Below are 25589 nucleotides of genomic sequence, written 5' to 3' on the forward strand. Positions count from 1 at the left end.
TCGGTCAGGCAGTGGCCCCATCCAGATCAGCCGTTTCAGCGCCGAGCGCGCTGCGCAGTTGCGCACGCTCCTGCCGGGCGGCCTCATAGGCGGCTTCCTTGACCGGGCCATAGCCGCGGATTCGGCTGGGCAGGGATGCCAGCGTGCGCGCGGTGGCCAGCTGGTCTGCGTCCAGATGCTGAATCAGCCAGTGGATATCGGCCTCGTACTCGCGGATCAGGTTGCGCTCCAGGCGACGGTCCGCGCTGTAACCGAACAGGTCCAGCGGGGTGCCGCGCAGGCCTCGCATGCCGGCCAGCAGCTTGAAGCCGCGCTCCATCCAGGGACCGAACTTGAGCTTGCGCGGGCGACCGCCTGCCTTGTTGCGACTGAGCAGCGGGGGTGCCAGGTTGAACTCCAGCTCGTAATCGCCTTCAAACTCTTCCTCCAGCTGGCGGCGCAGGCTGCCGTTGCTGAACAGGCGCGCCACTTCGTACTCGTCCTTGTAGGCCAGTACCTTGGCGTAGTTCTCGGCGACCGCCCGAACCAGAATGGCGTCACCGCCCGCTTTCGATTGAGTCGCCTGCTCCACCTTGCGCACCAGTGATTCGTAACGTTTGGCCAGACGGGTGTTCTGGTAGTCGACCAGATGGCGCTTGTTGCGCGCGATCACATCTTCCAGCGAGTCCAGCACCTGCAGCGGGTTGCCCTTGGGTTTGGGGAATGCCAGTGCCTGCACCGCGTCCAGATCGTAGGCCGCACGGCGACCCCAGAGGAATGCCAGCTTATTCTTGTCCACGGCCACGTTGTTCAGTTCGATGGCACGCTCGATCGATTCCGCTTTCAGCGGCAACAGCCCCTGCTGGTAGGCGAAACCGACCGTGAACAGGTTCACCGCCATGCCATCACCCATCAGGGCCTTGGCCAGTGCGCCGGCATCGAAGAACCAGCTGCCGTCTGCGCGGCAGGCCTCACGGATGCTGGCTTCCATGGACTCGCCCGGGTACTGCAGGTCCGGGTTGCGGGTAAAGGCAGCCGGCATGGCGGTTTCGGTGTTCACCACGCTGCGCGAGAAGCGGTTGTCCAGCTTGGCCAGCGCCTCATCGCTGGCGGCTACCATCAGGTCAAACGCCAGCATCAGATCGGCTTCACCGGCGGGGATACGCACGGCATGGATATCCTCCTGACGGTTGCCGATACGGATATGGCTGACCACGGCACCGAATTTCTGCGCCAGACCGGCCTGATCCAGCACCGCCACGCCCTTGCCTTCCAGATGCGCGGCCATGCCGAGCAGGGCACTCACGGTGACCACACCGGTGCCGCCCACGCCGGTCATCAGAATGCTGTAGGGATCGTGCTCGCCCTGGTAGCGGGGTTCCGGCAGTGCATCAAAGGCCACGTCCTGGCTGACGCCGGCGGGCTTTTTCAGTTTGCCGCCCTTCACGGTGACAAAGCTGGGGCAGAACCCGCGCACGCAGCTGAAGTCCTTGTTACAGGCGGACTGGTCGATGCTGCGCTTGCGACCCTGTTCGGTCTCCTTGGGCAGAATCGACAGGCAGTTGGACTGGATACCGCAGTCGCCGCAGCCTTCGCAGACATCGGCGTGGATCATGACGCGCTGGTCCGGGTCCACCATGCTGCCGCGCTTGCGGCGACGGCGCTTCTCGGCGGCGCAGGTCTGATCGTAAATGATGACGGAGCAGCCTTCGATTTCGCGCATTTCGCGCTGGATCGCATCCAGATCATCACGGTGATGGAAGGTGGTGCGGTCGGCGAAGTCGGCCCGTGAGGGGTACTTGTCGATATCGTCGCTGACCACCGCGATGCGGCGCACCCCTTCACCGTAGAGCTGGTGACTGATCTGCTGCACGGTGAGTGTGCCGTCGACGGGCTGACCGCCGGTCATGGCCACGGCATCGTTGTAGAGAATCTTGTAGGTGATGTTGGCACCGGACGCGATGGAGGCGCGGATCGCCAGCAGGCCCGAGTGGAAGTAGGTGCCATCGCCCAGGTTCTGGAACACGTGCTTTTGCGAGGTGAAGGGCGCCTGGCCCAGCCAGGTTACGCCTTCGCCGCCCATCTGGGTGAAGGTATCGGTGCCGCGCTCCATCCAGGTGGCCATGTAGTGACAGCCAATCCCGCCCAGCGCACGGCTGCCTTCCGGGACCTGAGTGGAGGTATTGTGCGGGCAGCCGGAGCAGAAGTGCGGGGTGCGTTCCAGTCGCTCGCGCGGCTGGGCCAGGCTGGATTCCTTCTCGGTGAGAAAATCCAGACGTTCACGCAGCTGATCGGTGCAGTAGCGATCGCGGATGCGGCTGGCGATGGCGCGTGCCACCATGGCCGGCGTCAGTTCGGAAATGGAGGGCAGCAGCTCCATACCCTGCTCATCGCATTTTCCGATGATGCGCGGGCGCTGCTGGTCCTGCCAGCCATAGAGCTGGGTGCGGATCTGATCTTCGATCAGGCCGCGTTTCTCTTCCACCACCAGAATTTCTTCCAGCCCCGAGGCAAACTCGAAGATGCCCTCCGGCTCCAGCGGCCAGGGCATGGCGACCTTGTAGACGCAGAGACCGATCGTTTCACGCTCGGCTTCGCCCAGCCCCAGATCGGACAGGGCCTGAATGACATCCAGATAGGATTTGCCGGTGGTGACGATGCCGATGCGTGGCTGGCTGGCGCTCAGAACCGTCTTGTCGAGACGGTTGGCGCGGCAGAACGCCTTGGCGGCGGCCAGCTTGTAGCGATGCAGGCGTTCTTCCTGCTGCAGCGGCTTGTCCGGCCAGCGTGCGTTGAGGCCATCTGCGGGCAGCTCCACGTCGGTCGGGATCTTGATGTCGATGTGGCTCAGTTCCAGATTGGCGGTGATGGAGGAGTCCATCACTTCCGCCAGTGCCTTGAAACCGACCCAGCAGCCACTGAAGCGTGACATGGCCCAGCCATAGAGGCCCAGATCGAGAATTTCCTGTACGCCGCTGGGGTTGAGGACCGGCATGGAGGCATCCATGAAACCGTAGTCGCTCTGATGCGGCAGAGTGGAGGACTTGCAGGCATGGTCGTCGCCCGCGATGGCGAGGACGCCCCCGTATTGGGAGGAGCCGGCGGCATTGGCATGCTTGAATACGTCGCCGGTACGGTCGACGCCCGGCCCCTTGCCGTACCAGAGGGCAAACACGCCATCGTATTCGGCGCCCTCGAACATGTTCACCTGCTGGGAACCCCAGACGGCGGTAGCGCCCAGGTCTTCGTTCACACCGGGCAGAAAGTGAACCTTGTGCTGTTTCAGGTAGTCCTTGGCTTTCCACAGGACCTTGTCAAAGCCGCCCAGTGGCGAGCCGCGGTAACCGGAAATAAAACCGGCGGTATTGAGGCCGTTCAGCTGATCGAGCCGGGCCTGCAGCAGCGGGAGTCGTGCCAGTGCCTGGCTGCCGGTCATGTAGACCGGGCCGGATTCGCGCTCCCATACGTCGTTGAGACTGACATCACGCATAGCGTCACCTTTTTCCTAAGAGGCCGGATGCAGACACAGGGGTGCCCTGACCGGACCGTGAACCGGAAACTGTTGGAACGGATTCAGCAGAGCATCAGACGCAGGTGGTCTGAGGCTTGGGCGTCAGTGCGCCGGCGAATCCTGTGGAAAAAGATGAAGCTGGAGGTGAAACGGATAGACTGCGCCCAGTGCGCAGCAGGGCTGGAGAAGCCATGTGCAGTGTCATAGTGAAATCCTCTACCACCTGCCCGGATCACGGTGCTGGCGGCTTAATCTTGTTTTTGTTGTACGGATTTTGGCCGTATTGGCGATTTCGGTGTCCGATTGCCCTTATGGGGATCGAACGCAAATTAACCTAGAGACTTTTCCATGCAGGGTCAATGGCTATTTTGTGACCATGACAATCACGGCAACATGAACCTCTCAACGTGTCGGTGGAGGCGGTGCCGGGCGCAGGGGTATACTGACGCGCACGCAAACAGACCGAAGAGAACACAATGCTGGACCTCTCCATCGGCCCTCTCAGGGTGCAAACACTGGTAGAACAGTTTGAGATGCTGGGCGCGACCGCGGTCGTGCAGGGGCCGGTTTTGCAGGTGTCACAGCAGGACTGCCACTTCGCGTTCTGCTGGGAAGAGGCCCCCGGGGACTGGTGCACGCGGTCGCTGGCGATGGCACCAGAGATGCCTGTGCTCATCATCAGCCTGGATCAGGCACTGGCAAGTCTGCAGGGCAGCGGTGCTGACGCATCGTACTGTCGCCTGGTGCAGGTCGACACGGCAGAAGCGGCGTTTGCGGCCCACCGGCAGGCGCTGGAAGCGGGGGAGGTTGAGCGCGTGCTGTTCTGCCTGTCGGTACAGGACAGTAACAGTACGCTGGTCTGTGATTACATCGTCTGACGGCCGGGGCTGCAGGCAGCCCCGGGCTCGGCAGAATCAGGCCGCCGGTGTTCGACTCTCGTCCTTTTGCTGCTCCACCGGCTTATGGGTTTCACCCAGCACCTCGGCCAGGGTGCCGCGGGTCAGTTGACCGGTAAGCTGACCATCCTCATCCACCACCGGTAGCGGGTAGTCCGCGTCCAGCGTGTTGGGGATCACGGTTTCCAGCACCGCATGCGGGTCCACCGGTTCCACATCCTCGTAGAGTGCGGCATCGAGCTTGGCGTCCTTGTTGTCCTGATAGGCCTGCTCCAGGCGTTCGGCCTTCACCACGCCCTGATAGCCGCTTTCATTGACCAGATAGCCATAGTCACGCCCGAAGCCTTTCATCTGGCTCAGTGCATCGGCGATGGTATCGGCCGTGATGCGGTAGGCCGGGTCTTTCATCACCGTTTCCACCGTCAGGGCACGCGCCCGGTTCACATCGTGTACGAAGGCTTCCACGTAGTCGGTGGCCGGGTGCAGCAGGATCTCTTCCGGCTCGCCCTGCTGGACGATCTCACCATCCTTGAGAATGGCGATGCGGTCACCCAGACGCAGGGCCTCGTCCAGATCGTGGGTAATGAAGATGATGGTCTTGTGCAGTTTCTCCTGCAGCTGGACCAGCTGGTCCTGCATTTCCGAGCGGATCAGCGGATCCAGCGCGGAGAAGGCTTCGTCCATCAGCAGAATTTCGGCATCGGTGCAGAGCGCTCGAGCCAGGCCCACACGCTGCTGCTGGCCGCCCGACAACTGGGCCGGATACTGTTCCTCGTAGCCTGCAAGGCCAACGGTTTCCAGCCACTGGCGTGCGCGGGAGAGGGATTCCGACTTGTCGACGCCCTGAATACGCAGGCCATAGGCCACGTTTTCAACCACGGTCTTGTGCGGCAGCAGGCCGAAGCGCTGGAACACCATCGACATCTTGTGGCGGCGGAACTGCTCCAGCTCCTTGGGGTTCAGCTGCATCACATCGGTGCCTTCAACCTTGATAACGCCCTCTGTTGGGTCAATCAGTCGGTTGAAGTGACGGATCAGGGTCGACTTGCCGGAGCCAGACAGCCCCATGATCACGAAGATTTCGCCCGGGTTGATGCTGAGATTGATGTTTTTCAGCCCCAGTGTGTGGCCCGTGGCGGCCAGGATTTCGTCCTTGCTTTTGCCCTCGTGCACCAGCGACATGTGCTTGTCGGGGTTGTTGCCGAACAGCTTGTAGAGGTTCTCAACCTGAATCAGGGGATCAGCCATTATCCATACCTCCCAGATGACGCTGTGTACGCTTGGCGTACGCCTGAGATACGCGGTCGAAGATGATCGCCAGTGCCACGATGGCAAGGCCGTTCAGCAGACCCAGGGTGAAATACTGGTTGGTGATTGATTTCAGTACCGGCTGACCCAGACCGGATACACCGATCATGGAGGCGATCACCACCATCGACAGGGCCATCATGATGGTCTGGTTGATACCCGCCATGATGGTCGGCATGGCCAGCGGCAACTGTACGCCCACCAGCCTCTGCATGGGGCTGGCGCCATAGGCGGTGGCGGCTTCCAGTACATCCTTGTCGACCAGCCGTATGCCCAGGTTGGTCAGTCGGATGACCGGCGGAATGGCATAGATGATAACGGCAATAACGCCGGGGATCTTGCCGATACCCAGCAGCATGACCACGGGAATGAGGTACACGAATGCGGGCATGGTCTGCATTACGTCCAGCACGGGCGTAATCAGAGTCTGCATGCGGTCGGACCGGGCCATGACAATGCCGATGGGTACCCCCAGAATGATCGCCATCAGGGTACAGACAAGTATGATGCTCATGGTACTCATGGCATCTTCCCACATGCCGAAGTAGCCGATCAGCGTGAAGGAAACAACAACACCCAGACTCAGCTTCCAGGAGCGGCTGGCCAGATAGGCAAGGCCTGCCACGATGGCGATGACCAGCCACCAGGGCGTGGCCAGCAGCAGCTTTTCAAACCAGACCAGGAAAGAGAGCAGGGGATCGAAAAAGGCTTCGATCATCTCGCCGTGTTCGCGCGAGAAGTCACGATAGGCGGTATCAAGGGTTTTTCGGATGTCACGCAACTCGGATCGATCAAGCTGCGGGACCTCGGTTAGCCAATTGGATTCGGCCATGACGGATCTCCAGTCAGGACCGGGGCGGGCCGGATGGCCCGGCGCCCGGTATCAGAGCATTGCAGACTTACAGGGCATCCTTGACCTTGGTGGCCACATCGGCCGGCAGCCATTTTGTCCAGACATCTTCATGCTCGAGCAGGAAGTATTCCATGGCGTATTCACCATCGGCCTGGTTGTCTTCCATCCATGCCAGCAGGCTGTTCATCTGATCGTTGGTGAACGCGCGCTTGCTCAGGTAGTCATAGGCAGCGGGTGCGCGTTCGGCGAAGTCAGCAGTGGTCACGGTCTGCACCGGCGAAGGCGGATACATGGTGACGGTCGGCTCGGTACAGTCGGCGCTGGTGATGCAGTTGACGAAGGCGTCTTCATCCACGCCACTGCCGAAGTCCACTTTCACCATGTCGTACTTGCCCAGTACTGAGGTCGGCGCCCAGTAATAACCAAACCAGGCTTCTTCGCGTTCGTATGCCTTGGCGATGGAACCGGCAAGGCCGGCACCGGAGCCCGGATCCACAATCTCGAAGCCTGCTTCATCCAGGTTCAGCGCACGGAACAGGTTGCCGGATGAGATCTGGCAGTTCCAGCCCGCCGGGCAGCCGTAAAACGCTGAAAGGTCTGGGTCTTCCGGGTGTTCAAACAGTTTGGCGTTTTGCTTGATGCCTTCGATGGTGGCCAGGCTCGGGTCTTTTTCGACCATGTAGGCCGGTACCCAGAAGCCCTCTTCACCGCCATCGGACAGGGAGTGACCGGCATAGGTCAGACGGCCTTCTTCCACACCCTTGTCGAGCGCTTCCTTGAGCGAGTTGCTCCACATTTCAGGTGCAATGTCAGGCTCGCCCTTCTCGATCATGGAGGTGCCGGTGGGCATGGTGTCGCCCGGGACCAGAGACGCATCGCAGCCGTAGCCGTGTTCAAGGATGAAACGGTCCACGTTCGCGATCAGGGTCGCGGAGCTCCAGTTCATGTCCGCAATTTTGACAGTTCCGCATTCGCTGGCGTTCGCGAAGGAGCTGCCAATGACCAGGGGGAGTGCGGCAACTAGTGCTGTTGTTTTGAGTGCCTTCTTCATGTTCTCTCCGGTTTTTTGGTCAGAAATGAGCGTTTACAAATTAATATTACAATCTAATATTTAGAGTTCAAATGTTTTGCAATCGAATGAAAATATTTTTGTCATCCAGTGGAGACACCGCACTGATACGGACAAACCCGTTTGATTCGATTGGTTTTAACCAAGCAAAAAGTGAACCAGAATGATTGATCCCCAGGATAAAGAGGCCCGATGGCAGACCATTCTTGTCTGCCTGCGACAGATCATGCGGGCTACAGACCTGCACTCGAAGCAGGTCAAGAAAGCCTGTGACTTGACCCTCCCCCAGGTCTTGTTGCTGCGCTCGATTCTTGAGCAGGGGGATGTAACGGTGAAGCGCCTGGCCTGGGAGATTTCGTTGAGCCAGGCAACGGTCACCACCATTCTGGATCGGCTGGAAGAGCGCGGACTGGTTGAACGCGTGCGCAGTCTGACTGACCGTCGTATCGTTAATGCGCGCTTGACGGTGCTGGGGCACGAAAAGCTGACGACTGCCCCCCCATTGCTGGATGAGGGGTTCATGCAGCGTTTCGGCAACCTGCCCGAGTCAGAGCAGATCCGGCTGACTCAGGCGTTGCGGCAGATGGCGGGTCTGTTGGCCCGGGAGTGAGGTTACATCTGTGATTGCAGGTAGTTCTGCAGTCCAACCCGATTGATCAGACCCAGCTGCTGCTCCAGCCAGTAGGCGTGATCCTCTTCGGTGTCGGCCAGCTGCTGGCGCAGCATCTCACGGGTCTGATAGTCCTGCTCCTGTTCACAGAGCGCGATCACCTGTTTCAGGTTGTGTGCAACACGGTACTCGGTATCCAGATCATGCTGCAGCATCTCGGGTACGGTCTTGCCCACGTTGATCGGGTCGCGAGTGACCAGATCGGGTGTGCCTTCCAGGAACAGGATGCGCTCAATCATCAGCTTGGCGTGCGCCTTTTCGTCTTCAAACTCGTGCGCTATGCGTTCATAGAGCTTGTTCAGCCCCCAGTCGGCATACATCTCGGAGTGGATGAAGTACTGGTCCATCGCCGAAAGCTCGCCCGCCAGCAATTTGTTTAGTGCATCGATGATTTTCGGGTTGCCTTTCATGGTCTAGTCCTCCTCGATGGCTGACTGCAGGTAGTTCTGAATGCCAATTTCGCTGATCAGGTGCTGCTGCGCTTCGATCCAGTCCACGTGGTCTTCTTCCTGCTCCAGAATCTCCACCAGCAGGGCGCGGCTGACGTAATCCTGCCCGGCTTCGCACTGGGCGATGCTGTCCCGCAGCAGTTCCAGTTGCTCCATCTCCAGCGTCATGTCGCCCTGCAGCATCTCTTCGGTGTCTTCGCCGATACGCAGACGTTCCAGATGTTGCAGGTTGGGCAGTCCTTCCAGAAACAGAATGCGCTCAATCAGCTTGTCGGCCTGTTTCATGTCCAGAATGGATTTTTCGTAGGCCTTGTGGTTGAGCTTTTCCAGCCCCCAGTTCTTGAAGATGCGCGCATGCAGGAAGTACTGGTTGATCGATGTCAGCTCAAGGGTCAACACCCGGTTGAGCTGCTGCACCAGTGCAGGGTCGTGTTTCATGTGTTCCTCCTTGGAGGTTGGCAGCCAGCCTTTGATGTATGGCTCAGTGTAGTGGCAACCCTTTCACAGTGCACAGAAGGTTGTCCAGACCCAGGTTACGGACAGGTGGGCCAATCTGAGCCACTATCAAAAGAAATTGTTGCAAATAAGAATGATTATATTTAAGATTAACCCTGTTCATTGACAGGTCTGACTCACTAAAGAGTACGGCAGTGTGCTCAAGGTGATTGGTGCCACCTCCCAACTCCCCGGGAGGTGGCTTTTTTTTCGATTTTACTCATCTTCACTTGAAGAGCGCGGTTTGACCTGCCCTGCCTGACTGCCTATTATCCCGCCTGCTTCCGGTGTGCTGAACAGCTGTTCAGGACTTAAACGGGAAGTCGGTGCGTGTCTGAAAATTCCTGACAGCCACAAGGCCGACGCTGCCCCCGCAACGGTAGAGGCGTGAGCGATAACGAAAAGCCACTGTACCCTGAGGTATGGGAAGGCGTTGTTGCTCCTGGCTGAAAAGCCTGCCGCCTGAGCCCGGAGACCGGCCAGAAGCCATTCGTCGGAATCGCGGTGGGCGATCAGCACGGACCCTGCCATCCTCCATGGCGGAGCGTCTGTCTGTGTAACCCCGTCACCGCGGCCGTGAACCCCAATGGCGTGCGGGTGGGCGCGCACAGGAATCATACAGACAGATCATGAAACAGTTTTCTTTCCCGGCAGCGCTCCTGCTGGGCACATCCGTTGTGGCCGTTCAGGCCCAGACCAATCCCGATACACTGCTGGTGACGGCAACCCGCACGGCGCAGACTGCCGATCAGGCGCTGGCGGCTGTCAGCGTGATTGACCGGGCAACGATCGAGCGCTCGCAGGCGCAGACCGTAACCGACCTGCTCGCACAGACGCCGGGCGTGGTGATCACCAACAATGGTGGTCGCGGCAAAGCGACCTCGGTTGCCCTGCGCGGTACGAGCTCCAAGCAGGTGCTGGTACTGGTGGATGGCATCAAGGTGGGCTCGGCCACGCTGGGCACCACGGCCTTCGAGCACTTGTCCGTCAACCAGATCGAACGGATTGAGGTGGTCCGCGGGCCTCGCTCCTCATTGTATGGCTCCGAGGCGATCGGAGGCGTGATCCAGATTTTTACCCGCAAAGGCCCGACGGAGCAGCCGTTTCGTGTCAGTGCCGGGGCCGGCAGTGATGACAGCCGCGAAGTGACGCTGGGAGCCTCCTGGGGCAGTGCGCGGGGCTGGTACAATCTGAACGTCAGTGATTACCGCACCGATGGGTTCAATGCCAAGACGCCGGGGTCCTACGGCTACCACGAGGACAAAGACGGCTATGACAACCGTTCCTATGCCCTGAGCGGGGGATACCGTTTCACCGACCGCATTGAAGCACGTTTGAACTGGTCACAGAATCGGGGTGAAAACCAGTACGACGGCGGTAACAGCTATGATGACTACCGCAGCAAATCCCGCCTGCAAACGCTGGGAGGCGCGCTTGAACTCAAGCCGTCTGATAGCTGGTTTCTTGAGCTGAGAGCCGGCCAGAGCCAGGACCGGTCTACGGTCTACGGTGACGGCGCCTATGACAGTCACATCGATACCACCCGGGATCTGGTGAGCCTGCAGAGTGAACACTTCTTCAGCCGCAGCCAGCTTACCTGGGGCGTTGACTACGAGCATGACGATATCAGCAGCAGCCAGTCCTACGCGGTCACCGAGCGCGACAACCTGGGCGTTTTCGGCCTTTATCAGCTGTTTCTGGGGCGACATGATCTCGCCGTCAGCCTGCGCCGCGATGACGATGAGCAGTTTGGCGGCAAGACCACCGGCTCCATCGCCTGGGGGGTAGAGCTGCCCCGCAATCTGCGCCTGACCGCGAGCTACGGCACGGCCTTCAAGGCTCCGACCTTCAACGAGCTGTATTGGCCGGATCAGGGCTGGTACAAGGGAAATCCGAATCTGGTACCGGAACAGTCCAGCGCCTATGAGGTGGGTCTGAGCGGTGAGCATGCCGGCATCAACTGGGCAGCTAACGTCTACCAGAACGATATCGACCACCTGATCGCCTATGACTCGACGATCAGCTCGCCCAACAATGTCGATCAGGCCCGGATTCGGGGCCTTGAGCTGATTGCCTCAACACGCATTGCAGGCTGGGAGCTGGGATCGAGCCTCGACCTGATGGACCCCAGGGATCGTGAAGACGACTCGCTGCTGAACCGGCGGCCCCGCAAGGCGTTTACTCTTTCCGCCGACCGTGATTTCGGTGCCTTTGCACTCGGCGGGACGCTGCAGGCGGTGGGCAAGCGCAAGGATGGCAGCGACTGGCTGTCCGGCTACACCACTGTCGATCTGCGCGGCAGCTATGCACTTGGCCGCGACTGGTCACTGAAAGCCAAGGTCGAGAACCTGCTCGATGAGGACTACCAGACGGCGAAAGACTATAACCAGCCGGACCGCACGTACTGGGTGTCGTTGCATTACGCCCCCTGAACAGGCTGCCGAAAATCTATCTACGTTGCCGATTGCTGCGTTAAAAACAGGCTCAAAATGCTCATTTAGTTTACTAAATTCCGCTTTTCCGCCTGTTTTTGCCCGGGCGGCGTTCCGCTGGCCTCATCGGCCTCGATAACGTTTTTCAACAACCTGTTAACCTGAAGGATAACGATCATGATCACCCTGTCATCACGCGCCCAGTTGCTGAGCGGGCTTGGCCTGATTCTGCTGCTGGCGCTGACGCGGGGACATCACTTTGCCTCGGTTGAACACCTGCCCAGCGCGTCCTGGGCGGTGTTTTTCCTGGCCGGTGTGTTCCTGCGTCCCCGGTGGAGTTTTCCACTGCTGTTTCTGGAAGCGGTGCTGCTTGATCTGAGCTATTACGGCTGGAGCGGTGCGGCCGCTCACTGCATCACCCCGGCGTATGCGCTGCTGGTACCGGCCTATGCCACCCTCTGGTATGCCGGTCGTGTGTACGCGCGTCTGCATCAGGACCGTTTTTCTACCCTGGCTCCCTTGCTGCTCACACTGCTGGTGGGGGCTTTTGTCAGCAACCTGTTTTCCAGCGGCGGGTACTACTTTTTCTCGGGCAACTTCGAGACCACCAGCCTGGCCGGTCTCTGGGGACGTATCGAACAGTACTTCCCGGGCAAGCTGCCGGCGCTGCTGGGGTATACCGCCGTGGCGTCCATGTTGTATACCCTGTCCCGTCAATATAAAACCTGTCAGGAGTTGATCCGCACATGAGCGATGACCCGACCCGCAACGAAGACCGTGACGAGCGCCACAAGGCGCGAATGGAACGCAAGAAGGCCGTGGTCGATCAGGCGATCGCCCGTGCCGACTGTGATCAGGGCGTACTGCTGGTGCTGACCGGCAACGGCAAGGGCAAAAGCAGTTCCGCCTTCGGCATGCTGGCGCGAGCGCTGGGTCACGGCATGCAGGTGGGCGTGGTGCAGTTCATCAAGGGCAGCTTCAGTACCGGTGAAGAGGCCTTCTTTCGCCGCTTCCCCGAGGTGCGCTACCACGTCATGGGCGAGGGCTTTACCTGGGAAACCCAGGATCGTGAGCGTGATGTGCAGGCCGCCGCGGCGGCCTGGGAGCAGGCCAAAGCGCTGCTGGCCGATCCCGAGGTGTCGCTGGTGGTGCTGGATGAACTCAACATCGCGCTGAAGTACCAGTACGTGGATCTGGACGAACTGCTGGATGCGCTGCGCCGGCGCCCCGAAATGCAGCATGTGGTGATCACCGGTCGAGGAGCGCCTCAGGCGCTGATCGATGTCGCCGACACGGTCACCGAGATGCAGGTGGTCAAGCATGCGTTCAAGGATGGCATCCGCGCCCAGAAGGGCGTCGAGCTTTGAGCAGTAGACAGGCAGAAGTACGGCACTGTCCGGCGCTGCTGATCGCCGCGCCGGCCTCGGGTCAGGGCAAGACCACGGTCACGGCAGCACTGGCGCGATTGCACCGCAATCAGGGCCGCAGGGTCCGCGTGTTCAAAACGGGGCCTGATTTTCTGGATCCGATGATCCTGCGCCGGGCGGCCGGTACCGAAGTGGAGCAGCTGGACCTCTTTATGGGCTCGCCCGCGCTGTGCAAACAGCAGCTGTGGGCAGCGGCCGGTGAAGCGGATCTGATTCTGATCGAAGGGGTGATGGGGCTGTTTGACGGCAGCCCCTCCAGTGCCGACCTGGCCGAGCTGTTCGGCATTCCGGTGCTGGCGGTGATCGATGCCGGCGGCATGGCGCAGACCTTCGCCGCGCTGGCCCACGGTCTGGCCAGTTTCCGTCCCGGTCTGCCGTTCAGCGGGGTACTGGGCAACCGGGTGGGCAGTGTCGGCCATGGTCGGATGCTGGCCGAAGCATTGCCGGCGAGTCTGCGCTGGTACGGTGCGCTGCCGCGTGACGAAGCCCTCAGCCTGCCCAGTCGTCATCTGGGGCTGGTGCAGGGCGATGAGATTGTTGATCTGGAGCCGCGCATTGAAGCCGCTGCCCGGGCACTGGAGGAGAGTGCCGGTACGGCACTGCCGCCGAATGTCGCCTTTGAGCCCCAGTCGCCAGGCCCCATCGAGTCGCAGCTGCAAGGCGTTCGCATCGGGGTGGCCCGTGATGCGGCCTTCTCCTTCATCTACCCGGCCAACCTGCGTGTGCTGGAGCAACTGGGGGCGGAGCTGACCTTTTTCTCGCCGCTGACGGATACCCGTTTGCCCGCAGTCGATGCGCTCTGGTTGCCCGGCGGTTATCCGGAACTTCACCTTGAAGCGCTGGCGGCCAATACCACGTTGATGGCAGAGGTGAAGGCTCACTATCAGTCGAACAAGCCGATTCTGGCCGAGTGTGGCGGCATGCTCTGGCTGGGTCAGGAGCTGACATCTCTGGAGGGCGAGTCGGCCCGTCTCTGTGGTCTGCTGCCGGCAAGGGCCCGGATGCAGAAGCGCTTTGCCGCGCTTGGGCTGCAACGGCTGCAGCTGGATGGTGCGGAACTGCGCGGCCACACCTTCCACCATTCAGCGACCGATACCGAATTGACACCCATTGCCCGTGGTACATGTCCCAATGGGCGTCGAGCGGCCGAGCCGGTCTACCGTCTCAAGCGCCTGACCGCGTCTTACATCCACCTCTATTTCCCTTCCAACCCGGCGGCTGTCGCTCAGCTGTTCCGGCCCTGAGCGCGCCATGCTGGCTTTGCAAGTGATCGCCGCCGTTCTGATCGACCGCTGGCTGGGAGAACCGGCCCGCTGGCACCCGCTGGTGGGGTTTGGTCGCTGTGCCAACGGGTTGGAGGCCCGCTTCAACCGGGGCGCTTCGCGCCGATTAAAAGGCCTGCTGCTGGTGGGGGTACTGGTGGCACCACCGGTGCTGCTGATTGCTGCGCTGACCCAGATACCGATTATCGGCGAGCTGATCGCCGTACTGGTGCTCTGGTTTACGCTGGGGCTGGAGAGCCTGAAGAGGCATATCCGTCCTATCCTGCGCGCCCTTTTGCGCGGTGACAGGGCCGAGGCGCGGCAGCGGACTGCCTGGATCTGCAGTCGGGATGCCGCCGAGCTGGAGGTGGAGCGTACAGCGGTGGAGTCGGTGCTGGAAAATGGCAGTGATGCGGTCTTCGGTGCCCTTTTCTGGTTCTGTATTGCCGGTGCGCCGGGGGCATTGGCGTTCCGCCTGATCAATACGCTGGATGCCTGCTGGGGCTATCGCAGCGAACGTTTCAGTCAGTTCGGCTGGGCAGCTGCACGGCTGGATGATCTGGTCGGACTGATACCGGCCCGGCTGACGGCCTTGAGTTACGCCCTCTGCGGCCACACCCGGCGAGCGCTGCATTGCTGGCGTACTCAGGCGCCCTTGCATGACAGCCCCAATGCCGGACCGGTGATGGCGGCTGGCGCAGGTGCCCTGAGGGTTCAGCTGGGCGGTCCGACCTGTTATCGCGGTGTCTGGGTCGAGAAACCGCTGCTGGGTGAAGGAGAAGCGGCGCAACCGCGTGATCTGTCCCGTGCGCTGCATCTGGTGGACCGGGCGCTGGGCCTCTGGATAAGCCTGATCGTGCTGCTGACTGCAGTAGAGGTATTGTTATGAGGGTGCGACCGAGAGATTCCGCACATATGCCCCCGGCGCCCGAGCATGGCGGTCGCCTGAACGCGGCGGTGGCAAAGTATGGCCTTCCACGCGAGCGGTGGCTGGACCTGTCCACCGGGATCAATCCCGATGGCTGGCCGGTGCCGCCGATCCCGGCAGCGGTATTCAACCGGCTGCCGGAAGAGGACGATGGCCTGCAGTCGGTGGCCAGAGCCTATTACGGCAGCCGCGATCTGCTGCTGGTGCCGGGCTCTCAGGCGGCGATTCAGGCGTTGCCCGAACTGCGCCTGTCACGAGCCGGCCGGGCCGAGGTCGGGGGGCTGTATCCGGGTTATGCCGAGCATGCCTATCGCTGGCAGCAGGCCGGGCACAGGGTCAGCCTGCTGGAAGCCGGGCAGATCGAGGCCCGACTGGACCGGCTGGATGTGCTGGTGCTGATCAACCCCGGTAATCCCGGTGGCCAGACGTTTTCGCGGCAGCAGTTGCGGGAGTGGCAGGATCGGCTGGCGCAGCGTGGCGGCTGGCTGTTGGTGGATGAAGCCTTCATCGATGCCACCCCTGAACATAGCCTGATCCAGGACCCCATGCCGGCGGGCCTGATTATCCTGCGTTCGTTGGGCAAGTTTTTCGGTCTGGCCGGCCTCAGGGTCGGCGCGGTCTGCGCCCATGCCGAGGTGCGCGCTGCGTTGGCTCAGCGAATCGGCCCCTGGGCAATCAGCCACCCGTCGCGCTGGATTGCCCGCCAGGCACTGGCGGATACATCATGGCAGCAGTCCATGCGGGCGCAGCTTGCACAGCAGCAGGCACGGTTGCAGGCCTTGTTGGCCGATACAATAGGCGAGCGAGGAGCCTCGATTAGTTGCACGTCGCTGTTTGCGACCGTCCGGACCGAGCAGGCGCCATTGATCGAGCAGGGTTGCGCTCAGGCGGGTATCCTTGTCAGGCGGTTTGAACAGCCGCCGGCGCTGCGCTTTGGTTTGCCGGGCACTGAAACAGAGTGGCAGCGGCTGCAACAGGTGCTAAGCGAGATCATTCGATGACCCAGAAAACACTCATGGTACAGGGCACCACCTCGGATGCCGGCAAAAGTACGCTGGTGGCCGGGCTGTGCCGGGTGCTGCAGCGGCGTGGCATTGCGGTGGCGCCGTTCAAACCGCAGAACATGGCGCTGAACAGCGCGGTGACGGCCGCGGGTGGCGAGATTGGCCGTGCCCAGGCGGTGCAGGCCCAGGCCTGTGGATTAAATCCGCATGTGGACATGAATCCGGTGCTGCTCAAGCCCTGCAGCGATACCGGTGCTCAGGTGATCATTCATGGCCGGGCCGTGAGCAACATGGAAGCCGGGCGTTACCACGACTACAAGACCGTCGCCTGGCAGGCGGTGGCCGAGTCGCACCAGCGCCTGTGTCACCAGTATGAAGCGGTGCTGGTGGAAGGGGCGGGCTCCCCCGCCGAAATCAATCTGCGTGACCGTGATATCGCCAACATGGGCTTTGCCGAACGGGTCGACTGCCCGGTGATCCTGATTGCGGATATCGACAAGGGCGGTGTGTTTGCCCATCTGGTTGGCACTCTGGCACTGCTGAGTGAGAGCGAGCAGGCACGTATCAAGGGCTTCGTCATCAACCGGTTCCGTGGTGATATCGCGCTGCTGCAGTCCGGTCTGGACTGGCTGGAAGACTATACCGGCAAGCCGGTACTGGGTGTGCTGCCCTACCTGCACGGCCTGCATCTGGAAGCCGAGGACGCCATCAACGAAGAGCCTGATATCGAGCGTGCCGACAGAGTGCTGGATGTGGTGGTGCCGGTGTTGCCCCATATCAGCAACCATACCGACTTTGATCCGCTGCGATTACACCCGCAGGTGCGGCTGCACTTTGTGGGCCCTGATCAGCCCAGGCCCCCCGCCGATCTGGTGATCCTGCCGGGTTCCAAGGCGGTCAGGCCCGATCTGCACTGGCTGCGCGCTCAGGGCTGGGAAGACTATCTGCAACGCCACCTGCGCTATGGCGGTAAGCTGCTGGGCATCTGCGGTGGCTATCAGATGCTGGGTGAGCGTATCGCCGATCCTCTGGGGCTCGAAGGGGAAGCGGGGGAGAGTGCAGGCCTCGGTTATCTGCCCACCCGGACCCGGCTTGAAGCGGAGAAGGCTCTGCGCAACGTGACCGGCGAGTTGATGCTGGCGGGCGAGCGCGTGCCGATCAGTGGCTACGAAATTCACTCGGGCGTGACTGAAGTTGCGGATGGCTGTCCTGCACTGGTGCAGCTGGAACAGGTTCAGAAAACCGTGCCGGATGGTGCCTGCTCGGAAGATGAGCAGGTAGTAGGTACTTACTTGCATGGCCTGTTTGAAACCCCAGAAGTGACGCGGCTGGTGCTGCGCTGGGCCGGGCTGGACGGGGCCCAGGCGCTGCATTATCACCAGCTGCGCGAAGACGGCATCAACCGACTGGCCGATACGCTGGAGCAGCACCTGGATCTGGATGCGGTGATGGCACTGCTGGATCTGTCAGGGGAGAGGGCGGACGTATGACGGCCTGGCTGCGTACCGTCTGTTTCCTGCTGGCCTGTCTACTGTGCGTGCCGGCGCTGGCCCAGTCGCGAGCGCAGCGGGTGGTGTCGCTGGACCTCTGCATGGACCGGATGCTGGCGCTGCATGCCGACCCTGAACAGGTGGCGGCGCTGTCGCCGATGCACAAGCGCTTCCCCTTGCCCTGGCCATTGGAGGGCTGGCCCAGCCACGACGGCTCGCTGGAGCAGGTGTTCAGCCTCAAGCCGGACCTGATTCTGGTGGGCCAGCACAATGCGCTGATGCTGCGTAAGCGCTTGCAAACCCTGCAGCAGCCGGTAGAACTGGTCACCCTGCCACGCAGCCTGAGCGATATCGAGGCCTATGAACGTCGGGTATTGGCCCTGATCGGACGAGATCCCGAACAGGCACGCCCGGCGCCCGCACCCCGACAACCGGCAGCCAATGCGCCGCGGCTGTTGTTGCTCGGGCCCAACGGGATCGGCACGGGCCCGAACACCTTTGAGGACCAGATTATCCGTCAGGCGGGCTGGCGCAATTATCTCACCGGGGTACGCTATGAGCGGCTGGATCTGGAGCGGGTGGTGACAGATCCGCCTGATGCCATTCTCTGGCACAGCCCGGATGCGGAAGCTCTGGCAACCCGCTTTGCCGAGCACCCGGCGCTGCGGCACAGTGTCACAGCCGAGGGCTGGCTGAGCACTGAAAACTGGCGCTGGCAATGTCCCGGTCCCTGGACCTGGGAGCTGATCGAACAGTTGCGACAACCCTTAGAACGTCTTTCACACAACAAGAGGACGCCATGACTCCCGCCCTGACTCTGCTGATGCTGCTGACCGCCCTGGTGTCGCTGCATGTGGGCTCCACCGATATCGCTTTGCTGGACGGGCTCTGGCAGTGGCTGCACGGCACCGACAGCGCAGCGGCCATCGTCATTGGCGATATTCGTCTGCCACGCACCTTGCTGGCACTGACCGTGGGCGCGGCGCTGGGAATGAGCGGTGCGGCGCTGCAGGGGCTGCTGCGCAACCCGCTGGCGGACCCGGGACTGACCGGGGCCAGTCAGGGCGCGGCGCTGGGCGCGGCCAGCGTGTTCTACTTCGGCCTTTTTCCGGCGGCCGGTGCGGCGGCCCCGGCATTGGCCGGGTTAATCGGGGCGGGTATCGCCATGTCACTGATGCTGCTGCTGGCGGGGCCTTCGCGTCAGGCGATGGTGATCATGGCGGGGTTGGCCATTTCCACCCTGACCGGCTCGCTGCTGGCGGCGGTGCTCAACTTTGCGCCCAACCCCTTCGCCCTGTCGGAGCTGGTGTTCTGGCTGCTCGGTTCCGTGTCCGAGCGCGGGCTGGATCATCTGGTCATCCTGCTGCCGGCCCTGTTGATCGGGGGTGGCCTGATCTGGAGCCAGCGCCGTCTGCTGTTGGGCCTGAGTCTGGGTGAGCAGGTGGCGCAGAGCATGGGGCTGTCCTATACCCGCGGCAGTCGGCTGATCATCCTCGGCGCAGCCCTGCTGGTGGGTGCCTCGGTGGCGGTCGCCGGTGCCATCGGTTTTGTTGGCCTGCTGGTGCCGCACCTGGTGCGACCGCTGGTGCGCAATCGACCCGATCGCATCCTGATTCCGGCGGCACTGGCCGGGGCCATTCTGGTCTGTCTGGCGGATATTATCGTGCGCGGTATGCCGCCGGGGCGTGAACTCAAGCTGGGGGTACTGACTTCGCTGATCGGCGCGCCCCTGTTTATCTGGCTGGTCTGGCAGGAGCGCAAGAAATGGCTCTGATTTCAATTGAGCAGGTGCAGCTCGACAGCCGCCTGGCGGGCATCAACCTGACACTGCAGCCGGGGGAGCTGCTGGGCGTGATCGGCCCCAACGGGGCAGGCAAGTCCTCGCTGCTGGAGTGCATCGCCGGGCTGCAGCCCTATGGTGGTCATATCGCACTGGACGGTGAAGAGATCACCCGGCTGCCGGGGGCCAGGCGAGCCCGGCGCATCGCCCTGTTGCCGCAGCGCTGTCAGAGTGCCTGGGCGCTGAAAGTGGCCGATGTGATTGCGCTTGGGCGTCTGCCCTGGGGCGATGAAGACGCAGCGCTGATCCAGCAGGCCGCCGATCAGACCGGCGTGGCCGAATGGCTGGAGTCCCGGGTGGATCATCTGTCGGGCGGTGAGCAGGCGCGGGTCTGGCTGGCACGGGTACTGGCCGGTCAGCCCGATATCATTCTGGCTGACGAGCCTCTGGCCAGCCTGGATCTGCATTATCAGCAGCGGGTACTGGAGCTGTTGCGGCAACATGCCCAAGGGCTGCGCAGTGTTATTCTGTCGATCCACGATCTCAATCTGGCGGCGCACTGGTGTGACCGGCTGGTGCTGCTGGATGCCGGTCGCATCCATGCCGTGGGGGCGCCGCAGGAGGTGCTGACACCGGCGGCGATCCGGCAGGTGTATCAGGTCGAAGCGCAGGTGGATTTCAGCAGCGAACGTCCCCTGATCCGGGTGTTGGGATGAAGCAGGCAAACAGTTCCAGACAGGAAGATACGATGAACCCGAACCCCTGGCAGTTCAGTGAAACCGAACGTGCGGGCGTTTACCGCGCCATCCGTGAGCGCCGTGACATGCGCCATTTCAGCGGCGAACCGCTGGACCCCGATATCCTCAAGCGCCTGTTGCAGGCCGCTCATCAGGCCCCCAGCGTTGGGCTGATGCAGCCCTGGCGGTTTATTCGCATCACCGATACCCGCTTGCGCGAACGCATTCGTGGTCTGGTGGAGCAGGAACGCCAGGCCACGGCCGATGCCCTGAACGCGCGCGAAGCCGAATTCCTCCGTCTCAAGGTGGAAGGCATGGACAAGTGCGCCGAGGTGCTGGTGGTGGCACTGATGGATCAGCGTGAAAAACACATTTTCGGTCGCCGCACTCTGCCCGAGATGGATCTGGCATCGGTCTCCTGTGCCATCCAGAACCTCTGGCTGGCAGCCCGTGCCGAAGGGGTTGGCGTGGGCTGGGTGTCGCTGTTCGACCCCGAGGCGCTGGGCGATCTGTTACAGATGCCCGCCGGCAGCAAGGCTGTCGCCATCCTCTGCATCGGCCCGGTGGAGCGGTTTTACGAGCGCCCCATGCTGGAGCAGGAGGGCTGGGCCGAGGCGCAGCCGCTGGAGGCGTTGCTGGCGGAGAACCGCTGGCCGGAACAGGACAATGAGGAGTTGCAAACATGAAGATCACCGTATTCTGCGGTGCCCGTCACGGCGCCGATCCCGTATACCAACAGGCCGCCATCGAGCTGGGGCGCTTCTTTGCCCGGCAGGAGATCGAGCTGGTGTTTGGCGGCGGGCATGTGGGGCTGATGGGCACCATCGCCGATGCCGTGCTGGAGGCGGGCGGTCGCGCCCACGGCGTGATCCCGGAGTATTTGCAGTCCCGAGAGCTGGCGCACTCGGGCTTGACCGCGCTGGAAGTGGTGCCGGACATGCATGCGCGCAAGGCGCGGATGGCGGAGCTGGCCGACGCCTTTGTTGCCTTGCCCGGTGGCATTGGCACGCTGGAAGAGCTGTTTGAGGTCTGGACCTGGGGCCAGCTGGGTCATCACGCCAAGCCGGTGGTGCTGTATAACGTCAACGGCTTCTACGACCCCCTGCTGGCGTTTGTTGAGCGGATGCAAAAAGAGGCCTTTCTCAAGTCGGACCACGTCGCCATGTTGAAGGTGGTGGATACGCCGGAAGCCCTCTGGAGTGCGTTATCGGACTATCAGGCGCCGAACGATAGATGGTCATGAAAAACAGATAGATAGGCCGTTCAGACGGAGCGGCTGCCTGAATTTGTGAACAAAAAATGATCATTTTGTTTGACAGCTCGGCTTGAATCCGCAGATGATTGTGCAGTGCACAATAATGCGGAGGGGCTGTGATGAAGCCACTTGAGCTGAGCCTGGCACTGCAGGGCGGCGGAGCCCACGGTGCGTTCACCTGGGGCATGCTGGATGGTCTGTTACAGCAGCGGCCATTCACGCTGGATGGTATCAGCGGTACCAGCGCCGGAGCCATGAACGCGGTGTTGCTGGCGGCCGGTTGGCAGCAGGGAGGACCTGAGAGTGCACGCGCACTGCTGTCCCGCTTCTGGCATGGACTGATGCTGCCCGGGCCTCTGGACCCGGCAGGCATGAGCCAGCACTGGTCACTCTGGTGGCGCGACATGACCAAGCATCTCTCGCCCTATGACCTGAACCCTTTCGATATCAATCCCCTGCGCGATCTGCTGAACGAGCTGATCGACTTCGAGGCGCTGCGACGACAGCCACCGTGCAAACTGTTCATCGCGGCGACCCATGTTGAAACCGGGCGCTTGCGCCTGTTTCGAGAACACGAACTGACCGCGGAACACCTGCTGGCGTCCGCCTGTCTGCCGGAACTGTATCAGGCGGTCGAAATTGACGGCGAGCACTACTGGGACGGCGGTTTTGTCGGCAATCCGGTGGTCTATCCGCTGGTGTTTGACTGTAACGCCCCCGATCTGCTGCTGATGCTGCTGCATCCGAGGCAAGGCGGGCAACTGCCGACCCATGCGCAGGGCATTGCCGACCGGGTGGCAGAACTTGGCTTTCAAACGACCTTTCTGCGCGAAATGCGCGCGTTGGCGGCGATGAAAAAGCGCCTGCAATACCGGCTCTGGTTACAGGGCCGGGTAGAGCGGCGTGTGCGGCGGTTGCGGTTCCATCAACTGGGCCCGGATGAAGGGCTCAGCCGCCTGCACCGCAACAGCAAGCTGGATACACGCAAGGCGTTTCTGCTGGCTCTGCGCGAACAGGGGCGGTCGCGGATGCAGCACTGGCTCACATCGGAAGGGCACTTGCTGGGACAGAAGGCCAGCTGTGACCCGGTGGCAGAGTTTCTGTAGCCCGGGATCAAGGTTACACTAGGTTTTCATGCCCTCCTGTTCCACGTCTGCATGGAGACCACCATTGATTCGACTCATTCTGGGCGGTGCCCGTTCCGGCAAAAGCCGGTTGGCTGAACAGCTGGCGGATGCCTCGGGCGCAGCCGTCACCTACATTGCGACCGCGCAGCCCCATGACGAGGAGATGCAGGCGCGCATCACCCGTCATCAGGCCGATCGCCCGGCCCACTGGATCACCCTGGAAGAACCGCTGTCCCTGGCCAGCACCATCCTGTCGCAGCAGGCACCGGACCGCTGTTTGCTGATTGACTGCCTGACCCTCTGGGTCACCAATCAGCTGCTCGATGAGGCAGACCTTCAGGCAGAACGTCAGGCGCTCTGTGCCGCGCTGGAAAATGCCCGTGGCGAGGTGATCCTGGTGAGCAATGAGACCGGCATGGGCGTGGTTCCCATGGGAGAGCTCAGTCGCCGCTTCAGCGATGAAGCGGGCTGGCTCAACCAGTCGGTGGCGGCACTGGCCGATCAGGTTATTCTGACCGTGGCCGGCATCCCGATGGTGGTCAAGGGACCGGCACTGGAGGGGCAGGCATGAGCTGGTTGACCCAACCGGTCGCGGCGATCGACCACGCGGCCGAGGCAGAGGCGCAGGCACGCCAGCAGCAGTTGACCAAGCCGTCGGGATCGCTGGGCCGGCTGGAACAGCTGGCGATCCGTTTGGCGGGCATGCAGGGGTGCACCTGTCCGCAGATCAAACGGGTGCGCATGGCCGTGTTTGCCGCGGATCACGGGGTCGCTGCCGAGGGAGTTTCCGCCTATCCACAGGCGGTCACCGCCGAGATGGTGCGCAACTTCGCCCGAGGCGGGGCGGCTATCAATGTGGCCGCCCGGGTGCTGGAGGCCGAGTTGCAGGTATGGAATCTGGGCACGGTGGCGCCGCTGGAGGCCTTGCCGGGGGTTCAGCACCGCATCATTGCACCCCAGTCCGGCAACCTGCTGCATGGCCCGGCCATGAGCGAGGGCCAATTGCAACAGGCTCTGGAAGTGGGGCGCGATGCTGTTCTGGAGGCCGAGTGTGATCTCTTTATTGGCGGTGAGATGGGGATTGCCAACACCACCGCCGCAACGGCACTGGGGGTCGCACTGACCGGCCTCCCGGTGGTTGATCTGGTTGGCCCGGGGACCGGACTGGATCAGGCCGGCCTTGCACGCAAGGCTCGAGTGATTGAACAGGCATTGCGGCGCCACGGCGATGACCGTGATCCCCTTGCATTGCTGGCATCTCTGGGCGGCTTTGAGATAGCCGCGTTGACGGGGGCCTGTCTGGCGGCCGCGCAGGCAGGCATTCCGGTGCTGGTGGACGGCTTCATCTGTACCGTTGCGGCCTTGCTGGCCTGCCGCTACCGCCCGGAGGTGGCAGACTGGCTGGTCTTTGCGCATCATTCTGCAGAGCCGGGGTATAGGTACCTGTCCGAGGCGTTGCCCTCTCGCCCCCTGCTGGACCTTGGTCTGCGGCTGGGTGAAGGCAGTGGTGCCGCGGTTGCCGTGCCGTTGCTGAGAATGGCCTGTGAACTGCACGCGGGGATGGCCACCTTTGCCGAGGCGGCCGTGTCGGAGAAGAGCCCATGAAAGAGCTGCAAATGGAATTGCTTCGCCACGGTGAAACCGAGGCCGGTAAATGCTTCCTGGGCCGCACCGATGCGGCGCTGACAGCCGAAGGCTGGCAGCAGATGCGGGAGGGGCTGCAGGGCCTGTCGCCGGCCGATTTTGATCTGATTATCAGCTCGCCGCTTCAGCGCTGTCAGGCGTTTGCCCACCACTGGGCCGGTCCTGAGGGCTTTGTGATCGACACGCGACTGCGGGAATATGATTTTGGTGACTGGGATGGCCGTACGGCAGCCTGTATACATGCCGAAGCGCCCGAGCAACTGGGGGATTTCTGGCAGGATCCCTGGCATTGTCCACCTCCGGGGGCGGAGCCCCTGCCTGCCTTTTTTGCTCGCCTGACAGACGTGGTGGATGAACTTCAGACACGGCCCGCCGAGCGCGTATTACTGATCTGTCATGGCGGCGTGATTCGTGCCCTGCGCTGTATCCTCAACGGCCTGCCGGTCAGTGACATGCTGGCGTTTCCGGTCGCGCACGGTAGCCTGCACCGGCTCAGGGATGCGCGCCGATGAAAGGGCACTGGCAAGCGTTTCTTTGTGCATTGCAGTTCATGACGCTGATCCCGGTTCGGCTGTCCGGCTTGCCGGATGCGCACACTCAGGCTCGGGCCGTGCTCTATTATCCACTGGCCGGTGGGCTGCTGGGGGCGTTGCTGGTGCTGACGGCGCAGGCCCTGTCGGGGCTGCCGGAAGGGGTTGCGGCTGCACTGCTCGTTGCGCTCTGGGCAGGTCTGACCGGGGGGTTGCACCTGGATGGGCTGGCCGACAGTGCCGATGGCTGGATGGGCGGTCTTGGCGACCGCGAACGTACCCTCAGGATCATGAAAGATCCCCATATCGGTGCCAGTGGTGCCCTGGCCCTGGTGGTGCAGCTACTGCTCAAGTGGAGCCTGGTCTCGGCCATGATCGGCGGTTCACTGCTCTGGCCATTGCTGCTGGCGCCTATTGTTGCGCGTGCCGGCGCACAGGTCTTGCTGGTGACAACTGCCTATGTTCGTGCAGGAGGCATCGCTTCGCACTATATTGCACAGGTCTCCAGACAACCTGTACTAATGTGCGTACTGGGGGTGTCCCTGTTGCTCCTGCTGTCGCACCCGATAGCACTGTTGCTGGCGGCAGCTGTGCTTTACCTGCTGCGCCGGGCCATGATCAGGCGCCTGGGCGGTATGACCGGGGATACGTTGGGCGCGGGTATCGAGCTGCTCGAAACACTCATATTGTGCGCTTTTGTGGCGCTGCCGCTGACTTGATCTGAAAGGGAAGGCCGGAAAGTC

At 62.0% G+C, this 25589-nt stretch carries 25 protein-coding genes and 1 riboswitch; of the genes, 19 read left to right on the forward strand and 6 right to left on the reverse strand.

Annotated features, from left to right (window positions below):
• Positions 1-4: 4 nt before the first annotated feature.
• The gene (locus H9C73_RS00905; RefSeq protein WP_209285888.1) at positions 5-3469 is read right to left on the reverse strand and encodes an indolepyruvate ferredoxin oxidoreductase family protein; all 3465 of its coding nucleotides are present in this window, start codon (positions 3467-3469) and stop codon (positions 5-7) included.
• Between the two features lie 497 nt (positions 3470-3966).
• Here H9C73_RS00905 and H9C73_RS00910 point away from each other — a divergent pair, with 497 nt between their 5' ends.
• Positions 3967-4368 (forward strand): hypothetical protein, encoded by a 402-nt coding sequence (locus tag H9C73_RS00910; RefSeq protein WP_209285889.1) that lies wholly within the window; start codon positions 3967-3969, stop codon positions 4366-4368.
• Between the two features lie 36 nt (positions 4369-4404).
• Here the strand turns inward: H9C73_RS00910 and H9C73_RS00915 are convergent, their stop codons facing one another.
• The 3 genes from H9C73_RS00915 to H9C73_RS00925 form a co-directional block, all read right to left on the reverse strand.
• Complete coding sequence (locus H9C73_RS00915) at positions 4405-5634, reverse strand: quaternary amine ABC transporter ATP-binding protein (protein ID WP_209285890.1); 1230 nt, start codon at positions 5632-5634, stop codon at positions 4405-4407.
• Positions 5627-6526, reverse strand: a complete 900-nt coding sequence (locus H9C73_RS00920; protein WP_209285891.1) for an ABC transporter permease — start codon at positions 6524-6526, stop codon at positions 5627-5629. The genes H9C73_RS00915 and H9C73_RS00920 overlap by 8 nt, the downstream gene beginning before the upstream one ends.
• Before the next feature lie 67 nt (positions 6527-6593).
• The gene (locus H9C73_RS00925) at positions 6594-7598 is read right to left on the reverse strand and encodes an ABC transporter substrate-binding protein (protein ID WP_209285892.1); all 1005 of its coding nucleotides are present in this window, start codon (positions 7596-7598) and stop codon (positions 6594-6596) included.
• Positions 7599-7779: 181 nt separating this feature from the next.
• Here H9C73_RS00925 and H9C73_RS00930 point away from each other — a divergent pair, with 181 nt between their 5' ends.
• Positions 7780-8226, forward strand: coding sequence for a MarR family winged helix-turn-helix transcriptional regulator (locus H9C73_RS00930; protein ID WP_209285893.1), 447 nt, complete (start codon positions 7780-7782; stop codon positions 8224-8226).
• A 2-nt stretch (positions 8227-8228) separates the two neighbouring features.
• Here the strand turns inward: H9C73_RS00930 and bfr (H9C73_RS00935) are convergent, their stop codons facing one another.
• Together bfr (H9C73_RS00935) and bfr (H9C73_RS00940) are read right to left on the reverse strand one after the other, a co-directional pair.
• Entirely contained in the window at positions 8229-8696 is a 468-nt protein-coding gene (gene bfr, locus H9C73_RS00935) for a bacterioferritin (protein ID WP_209285894.1), read from the reverse strand.
• Positions 8697-8699: 3 nt separating this feature from the next.
• Complete coding sequence (bfr, locus tag H9C73_RS00940) at positions 8700-9173, reverse strand: bacterioferritin (protein WP_209285895.1); 474 nt, start codon at positions 9171-9173, stop codon at positions 8700-8702.
• Between the two features lie 325 nt (positions 9174-9498).
• A riboswitch (cobalamin riboswitch) is annotated at positions 9499-9728 on the forward strand.
• Between the two features lie 131 nt (positions 9729-9859).
• On the opposite strand from bfr (H9C73_RS00940), the gene btuB reads away from it, so the two are divergent.
• The 17 genes from btuB (at position 9860) to cobS (ending at position 25565) form a co-directional block, all read left to right on the forward strand.
• Positions 9860-11662: a TonB-dependent vitamin B12 receptor gene (gene btuB / locus H9C73_RS00945; RefSeq protein ID WP_209285896.1), complete on the forward strand. Its 1803-nt coding sequence runs from the start codon at positions 9860-9862 to the stop codon at positions 11660-11662.
• Positions 11663-11839: 177 nt separating this feature from the next.
• On the forward strand, positions 11840-12412 hold the full coding sequence (locus tag H9C73_RS00950; RefSeq protein WP_209285897.1) for a hypothetical protein: 573 nt from the start codon (positions 11840-11842) through the stop codon (positions 12410-12412).
• Entirely contained in the window at positions 12409-13029 is a 621-nt protein-coding gene (gene cobO, locus H9C73_RS00955; RefSeq protein WP_209285898.1) for a cob(I)yrinic acid a,c-diamide adenosyltransferase, read from the forward strand. Before H9C73_RS00950 ends, cobO begins: the two co-directional genes overlap by 4 nt.
• Positions 13026-14333 (forward strand): cobyrinate a,c-diamide synthase, encoded by a 1308-nt coding sequence (locus H9C73_RS00960; protein ID WP_209285899.1) that lies wholly within the window; start codon positions 13026-13028, stop codon positions 14331-14333. The genes cobO and H9C73_RS00960 overlap by 4 nt, the downstream gene beginning before the upstream one ends.
• A 7-nt stretch (positions 14334-14340) precedes the next feature.
• Positions 14341-15240 carry an adenosylcobinamide-phosphate synthase CbiB gene (gene cbiB / locus H9C73_RS00965; RefSeq protein ID WP_209285900.1) on the forward strand — a complete coding sequence of 300 codons (900 nt, stop codon included), beginning with the start codon at positions 14341-14343 and terminating at the stop codon, positions 15238-15240.
• A 26-nt stretch (positions 15241-15266) separates the two neighbouring features.
• Complete coding sequence (gene cobD / locus H9C73_RS00970; RefSeq protein WP_209285901.1) at positions 15267-16280, forward strand: threonine-phosphate decarboxylase CobD; 1014 nt, start codon at positions 15267-15269, stop codon at positions 16278-16280.
• On the forward strand, positions 16277-17773 hold the full coding sequence (locus H9C73_RS00975; RefSeq protein WP_209285902.1) for a cobyric acid synthase: 1497 nt from the start codon (positions 16277-16279) through the stop codon (positions 17771-17773). The genes cobD and H9C73_RS00975 overlap by 4 nt, the downstream gene beginning before the upstream one ends.
• Positions 17770-18576 carry an ABC transporter substrate-binding protein gene (locus H9C73_RS00980; protein WP_236013995.1) on the forward strand — a complete coding sequence of 269 codons (807 nt, stop codon included), beginning with the start codon at positions 17770-17772 and terminating at the stop codon, positions 18574-18576. Before H9C73_RS00975 ends, H9C73_RS00980 begins: the two co-directional genes overlap by 4 nt.
• Positions 18573-19547: a FecCD family ABC transporter permease gene (locus tag H9C73_RS00985; protein ID WP_209285903.1), complete on the forward strand. Its 975-nt coding sequence runs from the start codon at positions 18573-18575 to the stop codon at positions 19545-19547. The genes H9C73_RS00980 and H9C73_RS00985 overlap by 4 nt, the downstream gene beginning before the upstream one ends.
• Positions 19538-20269, forward strand: a complete 732-nt coding sequence (locus H9C73_RS00990) for an ABC transporter ATP-binding protein (protein WP_209285904.1) — start codon at positions 19538-19540, stop codon at positions 20267-20269. The genes H9C73_RS00985 and H9C73_RS00990 overlap by 10 nt, the downstream gene beginning before the upstream one ends.
• Positions 20270-20301: 32 nt before the next feature.
• Positions 20302-20976: a 5,6-dimethylbenzimidazole synthase gene (bluB, locus tag H9C73_RS00995; protein WP_209285905.1), complete on the forward strand. Its 675-nt coding sequence runs from the start codon at positions 20302-20304 to the stop codon at positions 20974-20976.
• Positions 20973-21533, forward strand: a complete 561-nt coding sequence (locus H9C73_RS01000) for an LOG family protein (protein WP_209285906.1) — start codon at positions 20973-20975, stop codon at positions 21531-21533. The genes bluB and H9C73_RS01000 overlap by 4 nt, the downstream gene beginning before the upstream one ends.
• Before the next feature lie 131 nt (positions 21534-21664).
• On the forward strand, positions 21665-22651 hold the full coding sequence (locus H9C73_RS01005; protein WP_209285907.1) for a patatin-like phospholipase family protein: 987 nt from the start codon (positions 21665-21667) through the stop codon (positions 22649-22651).
• A 64-nt stretch (positions 22652-22715) separates the two neighbouring features.
• Positions 22716-23243: a bifunctional adenosylcobinamide kinase/adenosylcobinamide-phosphate guanylyltransferase gene (gene cobU / locus H9C73_RS01010; protein ID WP_209285908.1), complete on the forward strand. Its 528-nt coding sequence runs from the start codon at positions 22716-22718 to the stop codon at positions 23241-23243.
• Positions 23240-24277 carry a nicotinate-nucleotide--dimethylbenzimidazole phosphoribosyltransferase gene (gene cobT, locus H9C73_RS01015; protein ID WP_209285909.1) on the forward strand — a complete coding sequence of 346 codons (1038 nt, stop codon included), beginning with the start codon at positions 23240-23242 and terminating at the stop codon, positions 24275-24277. Before cobU ends, cobT begins: the two co-directional genes overlap by 4 nt.
• Positions 24274-24828, forward strand: a complete 555-nt coding sequence (gene cobC, locus H9C73_RS01020; RefSeq protein WP_209285910.1) for an alpha-ribazole phosphatase family protein — start codon at positions 24274-24276, stop codon at positions 24826-24828. Before cobT ends, cobC begins: the two co-directional genes overlap by 4 nt.
• On the forward strand, positions 24825-25565 hold the full coding sequence (gene cobS / locus H9C73_RS01025; RefSeq protein WP_209285911.1) for an adenosylcobinamide-GDP ribazoletransferase: 741 nt from the start codon (positions 24825-24827) through the stop codon (positions 25563-25565). The genes cobC and cobS overlap by 4 nt, the downstream gene beginning before the upstream one ends.
• Positions 25566-25589 lie beyond the last annotated feature (24 nt).

The sequence above is a fragment of the Marinobacterium alkalitolerans genome (assembly GCF_017776525.1).
Classification (GTDB): domain Bacteria; phylum Pseudomonadota; class Gammaproteobacteria; order Pseudomonadales; family Balneatricaceae; genus Marinobacterium; species Marinobacterium alkalitolerans.

What these genes read in the sequence shown, in the direction of transcription:
- H9C73_RS00905 (WP_209285888.1), bottom strand. Translation starts at nt 3,469, where the DNA reads ATGCGTGATGTCAGTCTCAACGACGTATGGGAGCGCGAATCCGGCCCG.
- H9C73_RS00915 (WP_209285890.1), bottom strand. Translation starts at nt 5,634, where the DNA reads ATGGCTGATCCCCTGATTCAGGTTGAGAACCTCTACAAGCTGTTCGGC.
- H9C73_RS00980 (WP_236013995.1), top strand. Translation starts at nt 17,770, where the DNA reads ATGACGGCCTGGCTGCGTACCGTCTGTTTCCTGCTGGCCTGTCTACTG.
- cobD (WP_209285901.1), top strand. Translation starts at nt 15,267, where the DNA reads ATGCCCCCGGCGCCCGAGCATGGCGGTCGCCTGAACGCGGCGGTGGCA.
- H9C73_RS00975 (WP_209285902.1), top strand. Translation starts at nt 16,277, where the DNA reads ATGACCCAGAAAACACTCATGGTACAGGGCACCACCTCGGATGCCGGC.
- cobC (WP_209285910.1), top strand. Translation starts at nt 24,274, where the DNA reads ATGAAAGAGCTGCAAATGGAATTGCTTCGCCACGGTGAAACCGAGGCC.
- H9C73_RS00920 (WP_209285891.1), bottom strand. Translation starts at nt 6,526, where the DNA reads ATGGCCGAATCCAATTGGCTAACCGAGGTCCCGCAGCTTGATCGATCC.
- H9C73_RS00985 (WP_209285903.1), top strand. Translation starts at nt 18,573, where the DNA reads ATGACTCCCGCCCTGACTCTGCTGATGCTGCTGACCGCCCTGGTGTCG.
- cobO (WP_209285898.1), top strand. Translation starts at nt 12,409, where the DNA reads ATGAGCGATGACCCGACCCGCAACGAAGACCGTGACGAGCGCCACAAG.
- cobS (WP_209285911.1), top strand. Translation starts at nt 24,825, where the DNA reads ATGAAAGGGCACTGGCAAGCGTTTCTTTGTGCATTGCAGTTCATGACG.
- H9C73_RS00925 (WP_209285892.1), bottom strand. Translation starts at nt 7,598, where the DNA reads ATGAAGAAGGCACTCAAAACAACAGCACTAGTTGCCGCACTCCCCCTG.
- bluB (WP_209285905.1), top strand. Translation starts at nt 20,302, where the DNA reads ATGAACCCGAACCCCTGGCAGTTCAGTGAAACCGAACGTGCGGGCGTT.
- cobT (WP_209285909.1), top strand. Translation starts at nt 23,240, where the DNA reads ATGAGCTGGTTGACCCAACCGGTCGCGGCGATCGACCACGCGGCCGAG.
- H9C73_RS00910 (WP_209285889.1), top strand. Translation starts at nt 3,967, where the DNA reads ATGCTGGACCTCTCCATCGGCCCTCTCAGGGTGCAAACACTGGTAGAA.
- H9C73_RS00990 (WP_209285904.1), top strand. Translation starts at nt 19,538, where the DNA reads ATGGCTCTGATTTCAATTGAGCAGGTGCAGCTCGACAGCCGCCTGGCG.
- H9C73_RS00930 (WP_209285893.1), top strand. Translation starts at nt 7,780, where the DNA reads ATGATTGATCCCCAGGATAAAGAGGCCCGATGGCAGACCATTCTTGTC.
- H9C73_RS00950 (WP_209285897.1), top strand. Translation starts at nt 11,840, where the DNA reads ATGATCACCCTGTCATCACGCGCCCAGTTGCTGAGCGGGCTTGGCCTG.
- H9C73_RS01005 (WP_209285907.1), top strand. Translation starts at nt 21,665, where the DNA reads ATGAAGCCACTTGAGCTGAGCCTGGCACTGCAGGGCGGCGGAGCCCAC.
- cbiB (WP_209285900.1), top strand. Translation starts at nt 14,341, where the DNA reads ATGCTGGCTTTGCAAGTGATCGCCGCCGTTCTGATCGACCGCTGGCTG.
- bfr (WP_209285895.1), bottom strand. Translation starts at nt 9,173, where the DNA reads ATGAAACACGACCCTGCACTGGTGCAGCAGCTCAACCGGGTGTTGACC.
- btuB (WP_209285896.1), top strand. Translation starts at nt 9,860, where the DNA reads ATGAAACAGTTTTCTTTCCCGGCAGCGCTCCTGCTGGGCACATCCGTT.
- bfr (WP_209285894.1), bottom strand. Translation starts at nt 8,696, where the DNA reads ATGAAAGGCAACCCGAAAATCATCGATGCACTAAACAAATTGCTGGCG.
- H9C73_RS01000 (WP_209285906.1), top strand. Translation starts at nt 20,973, where the DNA reads ATGAAGATCACCGTATTCTGCGGTGCCCGTCACGGCGCCGATCCCGTA.